Source organism: Pectobacterium sp. HCp5_1, from assembly GCF_032905925.1.
Classification (GTDB): domain Bacteria; phylum Pseudomonadota; class Gammaproteobacteria; order Enterobacterales; family Enterobacteriaceae; genus Pectobacterium; species Pectobacterium brasiliense_A.
In genome coordinates, this window is record NZ_JAUMIO010000018.1 from 88496 (window position 1) to 98807 (window position 10312).

Consider the following 10312-nt stretch of genomic DNA (forward strand, 5'->3'; position numbering starts at 1 on the left):
GCGGTGTTTAGTTCAACTGTGCGGCCAACAGCGGCCAGCGGGTGTCGAATTCCTGCGTCGGACGATAGCGGAATTCAGAGCGAATGAAGCGCGACAGCATCCCTTCGCAAAACGCTAACAGCTGGCTGGCTAGCAGCGTTTCATCATGCTGGAAACCTTTACCATCACGTAGCTTATGTTCGCGCAATACCTGACGCAGCTGCGATTCAATACGCTCAAACAGCTGGTTGATGCGGCCCTGCAAGCGATCCTGTTCAAACATCAGCGCATGGCCGGTCATGATGCGGGTCAGCCCCGGATTACGTTCCGCAAACCCTAAAATAAGCAGCAAAATCAGACGCAGACGATTAAACGTTTCTTTTTCGTCTTGCAGAATCAGGTTAATGCGGGTGGTCAGGCTGTCCTCAATAAATTCAATCAGGCTATCAAACATCCGCGTTTTACTGGGGAAATGCCGGTAGAGCGCCGCTTCGGACACGCCAACATTCGCAGCCAGTTTTGCTGTGGTGATGCGTTGGCTGCCGTCGCTGGATTCCAGCATCTGCGCCAGCGCCTGCAAAATTTCCTCGCGGCGATTCCTTTTCGTATTTTCTTTTTCTGCCATGTCTGAAAAGACCCTTGCTAAATATTTGACTGACAAGCACCCGTTAGCGCCACAGTAGCCATTTCCTTTTGCATAGATAGGCGCTGTGGCTTATAGGAATTTTTTACACTATGGGTGGCTGGAGCGCGTTAGCTACGGCCGGAGTGGCCGAAGCCGCCTTCTCCACGTTCGCTGCCGACGAAATCTTCGACCAGATTAAATTCGGCCTGAACGACGGGCACAAAAACCATCTGTGCGATGCGCTCGCCTGGTTCAACCGTGAACGTTTGTTGACCACGGTTCCAGACAGAAACCATCAGCTGTCCTTGGTAGTCCGAGTCAATCAGCCCCACCAGATTCCCCAGCACCACGCCGTGCTTGTGGCCCAGTCCGGAGCGGGGCAGGATAACCGCCGCCAGCCCGGTATCGGCAATGTGAATCGCCAGCCCGGTTGGAATAAGCGTGGTTTCCCCTGCTTTGAGTTCAATCGCCTGATCCAGACAGGCACGCAGATCGAGCCCGGCAGAACCCGGTGTGGCATAGGTTGGTAACGGGAATTGCTGCCCAACGCGTGGGTCAACAATCTTAACGTCGATTTTTTTCATCATAACGGCTGATAATCTCGTCGATTAATTTTTGGCCAAGAAGACGCTTGTCGCACTGCGGCAACGGCGTGTCTCCACCTTGCCAAAAAAGGTGTAACGCATTGGTTTCACTGTTAAAACCATGCCCGGAAAGAGAGACGTTGTTCGCGCAAATCAGATCCAGCTTTTTACGCGCCAGTTTTTGCCGAGCGTATTCTTCCACATTCTGGGTTTCGGCAGCAAACCCGACAACATAAGGACGATTTTTCGTCATGGCGGCGACACCGGCGATGATATCTGGATTTTTGACCAGAGTGAGAGTCATTTCATCGCCCTGCTGATTCTGTTTTTTTATCTTCTCATCGGCGATGTGTTTGGCGCGGTAGTCGGCAACCGCCGCACAGCCAATAACAATGTGCTGCTGGGCCGCGTGTTCCATCACCGCGTGCTCCATCTCCAACGCGCTGCCGACGTCAATGCGTGTGACGCCCTGTGGTGTGGTGAGCGAAACCGGGCCGCTTACCAGTGTGACATTCGCACCACGGGCAACCGCGGCCTGTGCGATAGCAAAGCCCATCTTCCCAGAGCTGTGGTTGGTAACAAAGCGAACGGGATCCAGCGCTTCTCTCGTCGGCCCGGCGGTGACCAGAATGTTCAGATGTTGCAGATCGTTGATGGCAGAAAAATGACGCTGCGCCAGCCCGACAATCTCCATTGGGTCGATCATGCGGCCTGGCCCAACGTCGCCACACGCCTGACTGCCGCTGTCCGGCCCCCAGATCGGTAAACCACGCGCGGCCAGCGTGCGCAGGTTGTCCTGCGTGGGCTCTGCGCGATACATCTGCTGATTCATCGCAGGGACAACGGCGATAGGGGCGGATGTCGCCAGACAAATGGTGGTTAGCAGGTCATTCGCCATGCCGGCGGCGACTCGTGCGATCAGATCGGCAGTCGCTGGGGCGAGAATGACTAAATCAGCCCATTTTCCCAACTCGATGTGACCCATTGAGGCTTCCGCCGCGGGGTCAAGCAGGTCGTCTGATACTGGGTAGCCGGAGACGGCTTGCAGCGTTAGTGGCGTGATGAACGCTTTAGCCGCAGAGGTCATGACAACGCGTACGTCGGCTCCGCCATCGCGCAGGCGTCGCACCAGTTCCGGGCACTTATACGCGGCGATGCCGCCGCTGATACCCAGCACGATTCGTTTGCCGGAGAGTGCATTCAGGCTGGAAAATTCCGTCATCATCATGGTCCGATTGAAAGTCAGAAGATGCGTCATTTTACCATAACCTTGCAACCACATAGGAATCTTAAGGTGGTTACCGTGGTTTCCCTAAGAAGATTGCGAAGCGCTTCGCAGCCTTTTATCACCGGTGTCGTCCGGTTTTTACGGGCGTGACATGATGCCGTCGAGCGGTATAGGGAGAAGGTGATGGGCTGGGAAAAGGGATTGGCACCGCGTGAAAAACTGGTGCGTTTAGGGGCGGAATCACTAACGGATGTCGAATTGCTGGCGATTTTTTTGCGCACGGGGTTGCCGGGCGTGCATGTGATGCAGTTGGCAGAGGATTTACTGGCGCAGTTTGGCTCGCTCTATCAACTGATGGCGGCCGACCAGTCAGCGTTTCATCATGCCAGAGGCGTGGGGATATCAAAATATACGCAGCTCAAGGCGATCGCAGAGCTGTCGCGGCGGCTATTTTTCTCTCGCCTGGCGAAAGAGGACGCTATGCTGAACCCGGAAGCGACCGGCCAATATTTGCAGCTGCTGTTGTCTCGGCGTGAGCGTGAAGTTTTTTTAGTTCTATTTTTGGACAATCAGCACCACGTTATTCGCCATCAGGAGATGTTTGTTGGTACGATTAACAGCGTGGAAGTCCACCCGCGTGAGATCGTGCGTGAAGCGCTAAAAGCAAATGCTGCCGCGCTAATACTGGCGCATAATCATCCGTCGGGAAAAGCGGAGCCGAGTCAGGCTGACCGTGCGATAACCGAACAGATTGTTAAAGCCTGTCTGTTAATGGAGATCCGCGTGCTCGATCATTTGGTTATTGGGCACGGCGAATACGTTTCTTTTGCCGAGCGTGGCTGGATTTAACAGATATTTCCGCGATCCAATGGGATCTTTAGCTGTTCGGGACTTGAGCACTTACGCTTCAGAGCGTATACTACGCCACCTTTGAGAATCTTGGGTGTGGCGTTAAGAGCCTATCTCAGCAGGTTTATCCTGATGACAGAGTCTTTTCAGTGAAGTTGCTGAGATGGGCTCTAAAGCCTGACGAGGCGGCCAAACCCTATACGAAGCTCGAGCTGATTTGATTTTTGGAGAATAGACATGTCCCGAGTCTGCCAAGTTACTGGCAAGCGTCCGGTGGCCGGGAACAACCGTTCCCACGCACTGAATGCGACCAAACGCCGTTTTCTGCCGAACCTGCATTCACACCGTTTTTGGGTTGAAGGCGAGAAGCGCTTTGTAACACTGCGTGTATCTGCTAAAGGTATGCGTGTTATTGATAAGAAGGGTATTGAGACGGTTCTGGCCGATCTGCGTGCCCGTGGTGAAAAGTATTAAGGAACTGAATCATGGCTAAGGGTGTTCGCGAGAAGATCAAGCTGGTTTCTTCTGCTGGTACTGGTCACTTCTATACCACTACGAAGAACAAACGTACTAAGCCGGAAAAATTGGAATTGAAGAAATTCGATCCAGTTGTCCGTCAGCACGTTCTCTACAAAGAAGCTAAAATTAAGTAATTTCTGCTTCTTGATAAAAACCCGGCCTTGGTCGGGTTTTTTTTCGAGCTTATTTTCTAATTCTTCCCCTTGTATCCCTTTTTGCATTATGCCAATTTTCTGGGCTCTGGCTTCTACAACCATCCGGTAATGAAAATATGGATTCGACATTACACCAGCTTTTGTTAGCGACACCACAGACGCAGCTCTTACTTTTGATCGAAGCGATTTATGGTTTAGATCCAAAGGTAGACCAGCGTATTGAAACGCTGTTGTATCGGCAGGATACGGTGAAGCAGGGAAAATCGCTGAAAGAACGTATTGCATCTATTGCTCGTGGTAAACGATTTATTGATTATTATCAGAGTCATGGCTTTGCTATGGAGCTTGAGGCACTGGTGGGTGATATCGCCTATCTGATCGACGACGCACCGGAAAAAGCATTTGCACTGATTGATGCACTGATGTCCACCCATGTTCGTGTTTATGAGCGCGTGGATGATTCTGATGGGGCTATTGGCGAGGCGTATGTGGCGGCGCTTTCGGTATGGGTTAAGGCCGCAAGCCAGTGGCGAGCACAAGGTGGAAAGACGTGGAATTGGCCTGATGAGGTAAAAAAACGGCATGATGAGAACGATTATGCCGCATGGGATGATTTGATTGCACAAAGTGGCACGTTACTTACCGAGCCAGAGTTGCGGCAACTGGCGCAGGACTTTGAACGTGAATATGCTGCTGCCTTGGCCTCTGCACCGCACAAGGAATATAACTTTCGTGCTGCGCATGCCACTCTCGGTATTTCTGGGGTGGCGCAAGCTCTGCAAGATGTTGCCCTATTTGAGCGATCTATCCTCTTGGGTTCCCCAAAGCCGAATGAATTGCAAAAGCTCCACATTGTGGAGTTCTGTCTGTCGATCAATGACGCACAGTCGGCACTGAAATGGTTATCAAAGCCTTTTGAGGGGCATGCCGAAGAAAAGCGCAGGGCATTGCTGGATAAAGCCTATGTTCAACTTGGCGATCAAGACGCGCTCTTGACGTTACGGCGTGAAGCTTATCAGCAACGTCCTGATTATACTCGGCTACAAGCACTGCTTGCCGTCTTGCAAGATGAGACGGAACGAGAAACGTTACAGAATCAGGCGGCTACCCATGCGTTGGCGATGGGAGATGTTCAGTCCAGAATTGATACGCTGTTGGCACTGAATGATTATGCGCAAGCATCAGCACAACTGCTTGCCCATTGGGAGTCACTCAATGTCTTCTTCGGTGTATTGTTGGGTTGGGCAAATCAATTTCATGATGCGGAATGCCCTTTAGCTGAAGTGATTTGTTATCGTCTGCTACTCAACGATATTTTATCTGCTGGCCGGAGTAAGGCCTACGATCATGCTGCAAATTATTATCGCGAATTGGATGCTCTAGACTCGCAAGTTGCGGATTACGCGCCGTTATTGGCGTGGACGGATTATCAGGCACAGCTCAAGCAGCAACATGGCCGGAAATATTCATTCTGGCAGCGTTTGCAATAATGTGTGTCCTTTCTAAGGAGATAAGATATGCCTGAATTACCTGAGGTTGAAACCAGTCGTCGGGGGATTTCACCGTATCTCGTCGATCACACCATCCTTTATGCTGAAGTGAGGAACACGCGCCTGCGCTGGCCGGTATCGGCTGAGATTCTCTCGCTGAGCGATGAGCCGGTGCTCAGTGTGCGTCGGCGGGCAAAATATCTGCTAATTGAACTCACGCGTGGCTGGCTTATTGTGCATCTTGGCATGTCTGGCAGCCTGCGGGTGTTACCGGAATATAGCGAGCCGGAGAAGCACGACCATGTTGATTTGGTGATGGACAGCGGTAAGGTGCTGCGTTACACCGATCCTCGGCGTTTTGGTGCCTGGCTGTGGACGGATAATCCAGAAACCTGCTCGGTGTTGGCGCATCTCGGGCCGGAACCACTAGAGGCGGAATTCTCTGCCGATTATCTTTATCAGACTTCACGCGGTAAAAAGACGGCAATCAAACAGTGGATTATGGATAACAAAGTCGTCGTCGGCGTAGGCAATATTTACGCGAGCGAATCGCTGTTTGCTGCTGGCATTCATCCTGATAGAGCCGCTGGATTGTTAAATGAAAACGATGCAGCCGTATTGGTTCGCGTGATTAAACAGGTATTACAGCTTTCGATTGAGCAGGGGGGCACAACGCTGCGTGACTTTTTGCAATCAGATGGCAAACCCGGTTATTTCGCGCAGGAGCTACGAGTCTATGGCCGCAACGGCGAACCTTGTCGAACATGCGGAACATTGATCGAAACCGCGAAGCATGGACAGCGCAGCACATTTTTCTGTCGCCGCTGCCAAGTATAGCATCTGGAAAATGACTTTATCTATAGCAATGTATTAAGAACATAACAAGATTAATGAGATCGAGGACTAATAAATGAACCAAAAATACTCTGCTTCTGTACGACATCCATTTGATAAGCAACATATAAAATTAACGTATATTACGCATTTCTATTGTAACCAAAATGATATGGATTCCGTGTTTTCATTGCTCCGGAATTATGAGAAATTGCCTGATGATATTAGGTCGGTCGTTGAATTCGTTATAGTAGATGATGGTTCCCCTATTGATTATGACGTCGGTGAGTATGATTTAAATATCAATTGGTTATGTATTAATGAAGATATTCGCTGGAATCAATCTGGTGCTCGTAATTTAGGTGTTACATATGCTAAATCAGATAAAATATTTATTACGGATCTAGATCATGATTTACCAGAAGAAACATTTCGTTATATGATAAATTGTCGTAATCCGGGGCGTAATTTTTATAAAATTTATCGCGAAAGTCGTGAAGATGGTGTCGTAAAACGAGGGAAAGTCTGTAATGTTGGAGACAGATACTATGGTCACCCAAATACATTTTTCATGTCTCGAGCACGATTCATGCGTTTTTTTGGTTATGATGAAGAATTTTCTGGTAACTATGGTGCGGAAGATTTCCGTTTTGTTAAATTTCAAAAATATCAAGGGTCTCGCCAACACTACCTACCTAAAAAAATTCTGTGTTATGAGCGTAATGTCAATCGGAATAGAAGTTACCATTCTTTGAATCGCGATCTTTCTGAAAATACACCAATAGATTTACGGAAGAAAGAGGAATGTGAATTATTTGGTAGTGAATACGGCCAGAGTCGTATATTTCTTAATTTTACTTGGCATATTAAATATCGAAATAATTTGATTCCAAATGTATTACCTCCATTGAAACCATGGTGGAAACCCCTGTGGTGGTTTCGTTATCTATGCGGTACATTAGCGCGTTAATCACACCGCTTTTTCCGGCGGAGGAACGTTACCCATCCGCCGGATTATCGATTACTTACCCTGCTCCAGTTTTTGCTTAAGCGCCGAGCCAATCGCATCTGGAAGAAAATGCGATACGTCACCGCCGTGACGAGCCACTTCTTTGACCAGAGAAGATGAAATAAACGACCACTCTTCTGATGGCATCAGGAACACGCTTTCGAGAGTAGGCATCAGGTGGTGATTCATTTTTGCGAGCTGGAGTTCATATTCGAAATCGGCAACGGCTCGCAAACCCCGCACAAGAATATTGGCTTTTTGCTGTTGTGCGAAGTGCACCATAAGATCGCTGAAACCGACTACGTCGACGTTGGATAAATGCTGCGTCGCACCCTTTGCCAGCGCCACGCGCTCATCCAAAGTGAAAAGTGTATGTTTGCTCGGGCTGGCAGCGATGGCCAGCACCACATGGTCGAACAGTCGTGATGCACGCGTCAACAGATCCAAATGACCATTGGTTAGTGGATCAAACGTTCCAGGATAAATCGCTTTAGTTGTCATCACGTCAGCCCTTCATTCACTGTCTCGGTAGCGGCTGCTTTACTGTGTCCGCTGGGGTAAATAAGGTTCCAGTAGCGTAAGCAGCATCTGTAGTGCACCCTGATTTTGGTGTAACACTTCCACGGCGTGTCGACCATAGTAGAGGCGATAGTCTTCGTCAGCGAGCAGTTTTCCCACTTCTCTTCCAAGTGACTCTGCATCGGTCACGGTAATCAAACCGTCAGCTTGATCGAGTTTGTTGCAGATGTCTTTAAAATTAAAAGTATATGGTCCCATCAATACCGGAATCGCGTGGGCTGCGGCTTCTAACGGATTATGTCCGCCCCGTTCAACCAAACTTCCACCAACAAACGCTAAATCGGCAATGCCGTACAACAGCATCAGCTCGCCCATGGTATCCCCGATAACCACCTGCGTGTTTGCAGGAGGCTGTTCACCACTGCTGCGCAGCGTGTAGGTGAATCCCAAATTTTCTGCTAACGCCTGCGTGGTGGAGAAACGTTCTGGATGGCGAGGCACAAGAATGAGGAGTAGGTCAGGGTAGGTGGCAAGCAGCTGTCGGTGAGCGGCCAGAACGATCGCTTCTTCACCTTCGTGCGTACTGGTGGCTATCCATACCGGACGGTGTGGCGCCCATTGTCGACGCAATGTAATGGCTCGTGCTGCCAGTTCTGGCGTCACGGAAATATCAAATTTAAGGCTGCCAGTCACTTTCAGGCTGGAGCGCTTCAGACCAAGATCGATAAATCGATTACCATCTTCCTGATTCTGTGCAGCGACGAGGGTAATGCGCTGCAAGATATGGCGCATCAGTTTGCCGATCTTTTTGTAACCCGCCGCAGAGCGTTCGGACAGTCGGGCATTGGCAATAACCAACGGAATGTCGCGTTTATGCAGTTCCGCGATCAGATTTGGCCACAGCTCGGTTTCCATAATAATGACGATTTTTGGACGAACCTGGTCAAAAAAACGTTTCAGGGCACAGGGTAAATCATAAGGCAGATAAACGTGATAGACCGTGTCGCCAAACGCTGAACGCACGCGCTCCGAACCGGTTGGCGTCATGGTGGTGACTGTGATCGGCAGATTGGGGTAACGATGGCGCAGCGCTCTCACTAAAGGAATGGCGGCCAGCGTTTCCCCCACCGACACCGAATGCAGCATGATACCGTCTGGTTTAACCTTCTCTGCACAAAAGCCGTAACGTTCACCCCAGCGCCGACGATAGGCAGGAGCCTTACGGCCACGAAGCCACAGGCGAAGCCAAATCAACGGCTGGATGAGGTACAGGATGATGGTGTAGAGAGTTTGTAACATAAGATCTACTGTTATCGGTTATCACTGGGATGATTTTATCGGGTTCGTGAGGATAAGGCTATTTGTAAAACGGATGTCGTTTATTCGATAATTTTGGTTTTGATCTTACCCAGCAATAGTGGGGGCGTAACTAAGAACCCATCCCATTAGGGCTATTTCATTTGCCATTTTGAACCTAGGCTGTGTCCCTTAACTTAACAACCGTTTCAAAAATAGCCTGATCGCCCCCAGTTTTAGCATACTCAGGTAGTTTCTGGCTGTTTTTTCCGAGCGTGTCGCGATACGACGATTTTCTTTCAATATCGCAAAGCAACGCTCCACGACATTGCGTTTTTTGTACAGACCCGTATTAAGGGGCCGACGTCCGTCCTGACTGGCCTTCTCATTTGATTTAAACGGAATAACCGCTTTTATTCCTTTTATTTTCAAATAAATGCGAATACGTCTACTGGAGTAACCCTTATCCGCCAGTACTGCTTTCGGACGTGATTTCAGGTTCCCGTTTTTTCGGATAACCCCGACCCGGTTAAGCAAGGTTTCCGCATATCGGCTTTCGTGGGCTTGTCCACCGCTCAGGCAAAAACTCAGCGGTAATCCTGTGCCATCTGTCGCCAGATGGATTTTGGTGCCAAAGCCGCCGCGAGAGCGACCCAGCCCATGGTCCTCGTGTTCATCGGGATGTTTTTTTTCGCACCGGCCGTCGCTTTCAGGGCGCGAATGTTACTGCCATCCAGCGCGATAACATCCCAGTCAATCAGTGCTTTTTCATCCAAGAGTTGGAGTAATTTATTGAAAATACTGTTCATTACTCCGGCTTTAGACCACCGGTTAAAGCGGTTGTAAATGGTTTTCCATTGACCATAACGCTCTGGTAAATCCCGCCACGGCGCGCCGGAGCAAAGTACCCAAAATATGCCATTCATGACATGCCTGTGAGCAAAGTAAGGACGCCCGCCTCGGGAAGAGCCTCTTTCAGGCGGCAGCATAGGAGAAATCAGTGCCCATGCATCATCGGGAAAATCGTAACGAGCCAAATTGAAGCACTTTTTATGGTGAAATCATGTTCCTGATTGTACAAAAAACAGTTACGGGACACATCCTAAATAGCTTCGCCAAATAGTAGATCACTCGAAGGGAACTCAGTCCGAGTTATGCGATCTGATCAATCGCCAAACCAAACAAATCACCAACCGGACTGAGCGATGCCGATCATAGCAGCAAT

At 49.6% G+C, this 10312-nt stretch carries 12 protein-coding genes; 6 read left to right on the forward strand and 6 right to left on the reverse strand.

Annotated features, from left to right (window positions below):
- Positions 1-7: 7 nt before the first annotated feature.
- From slmA to coaBC, 3 genes are all read right to left on the reverse strand, one after another.
- Positions 8-604, reverse strand: a complete 597-nt coding sequence (gene slmA, locus Q3A88_RS13780) for a nucleoid occlusion factor SlmA (RefSeq protein WP_005967978.1) — start codon at positions 602-604, stop codon at positions 8-10.
- Between the two features lie 128 nt (positions 605-732).
- Positions 733-1191: a dUTP diphosphatase gene (gene dut, locus Q3A88_RS13785; RefSeq protein ID WP_010285710.1), complete on the reverse strand. Its 459-nt coding sequence runs from the start codon at positions 1189-1191 to the stop codon at positions 733-735.
- On the reverse strand, positions 1169-2446 hold the full coding sequence (gene coaBC / locus Q3A88_RS13790) for a bifunctional phosphopantothenoylcysteine decarboxylase/phosphopantothenate--cysteine ligase CoaBC (RefSeq protein WP_410522765.1): 1278 nt from the start codon (positions 2444-2446) through the stop codon (positions 1169-1171). The genes dut and coaBC overlap by 23 nt, the downstream gene beginning before the upstream one ends.
- A gap of 153 nt (positions 2447-2599) precedes the next feature.
- Between coaBC and radC the strand changes: the two genes are divergently transcribed.
- From radC to Q3A88_RS13820, 6 genes are all read left to right on the forward strand, one after another.
- Positions 2600-3265, forward strand: coding sequence for a RadC family protein (gene radC / locus Q3A88_RS13795; protein WP_110163112.1), 666 nt, complete (start codon positions 2600-2602; stop codon positions 3263-3265).
- 237 nt (positions 3266-3502) lie between these two features.
- The gene (gene rpmB, locus Q3A88_RS13800) at positions 3503-3739 is read left to right on the forward strand and encodes a 50S ribosomal protein L28 (protein ID WP_005967968.1); all 237 of its coding nucleotides are present in this window, start codon (positions 3503-3505) and stop codon (positions 3737-3739) included.
- Between the two features lie 11 nt (positions 3740-3750).
- Positions 3751-3918, forward strand: a complete 168-nt coding sequence (gene rpmG / locus Q3A88_RS13805; protein ID WP_002208990.1) for a 50S ribosomal protein L33 — start codon at positions 3751-3753, stop codon at positions 3916-3918.
- A gap of 137 nt (positions 3919-4055) precedes the next feature.
- A complete protein-coding gene (locus Q3A88_RS13810) occupies positions 4056-5429 on the forward strand; it encodes a DUF6880 family protein (protein WP_317178103.1) in 1374 nt (457 codons plus the stop codon).
- 27 nt (positions 5430-5456) lie between these two features.
- Positions 5457-6266: a bifunctional DNA-formamidopyrimidine glycosylase/DNA-(apurinic or apyrimidinic site) lyase gene (gene mutM, locus Q3A88_RS13815; RefSeq protein WP_317178104.1), complete on the forward strand. Its 810-nt coding sequence runs from the start codon at positions 5457-5459 to the stop codon at positions 6264-6266.
- 73 nt (positions 6267-6339) lie between these two features.
- On the forward strand, positions 6340-7233 hold the full coding sequence (locus Q3A88_RS13820; RefSeq protein WP_205558890.1) for a glycosyltransferase family A protein: 894 nt from the start codon (positions 6340-6342) through the stop codon (positions 7231-7233).
- A gap of 51 nt (positions 7234-7284) precedes the next feature.
- On the opposite strand, the gene coaD is transcribed toward Q3A88_RS13820, so the two are convergent.
- From coaD to Q3A88_RS13835, 3 genes are all read right to left on the reverse strand, one after another.
- The gene (gene coaD, locus Q3A88_RS13825) at positions 7285-7773 is read right to left on the reverse strand and encodes a pantetheine-phosphate adenylyltransferase (protein WP_317178113.1); all 489 of its coding nucleotides are present in this window, start codon (positions 7771-7773) and stop codon (positions 7285-7287) included.
- Positions 7774-7812: 39 nt separating this feature from the next.
- Positions 7813-9090: a lipid IV(A) 3-deoxy-D-manno-octulosonic acid transferase gene (gene waaA / locus Q3A88_RS13830; RefSeq protein WP_317178105.1), complete on the reverse strand. Its 1278-nt coding sequence runs from the start codon at positions 9088-9090 to the stop codon at positions 7813-7815.
- A gap of 189 nt (positions 9091-9279) precedes the next feature.
- Positions 9280-10124 (reverse strand): IS5 family transposase gene (locus Q3A88_RS13835; RefSeq protein ID WP_317178106.1). Its coding sequence is split into 2 segments (ribosomal slippage): positions 9280-9779 and positions 9779-10124, totalling 846 coding nucleotides; the frame shifts between segments, so codons are not numbered across the junction.
- Positions 10125-10312 lie beyond the last annotated feature (188 nt).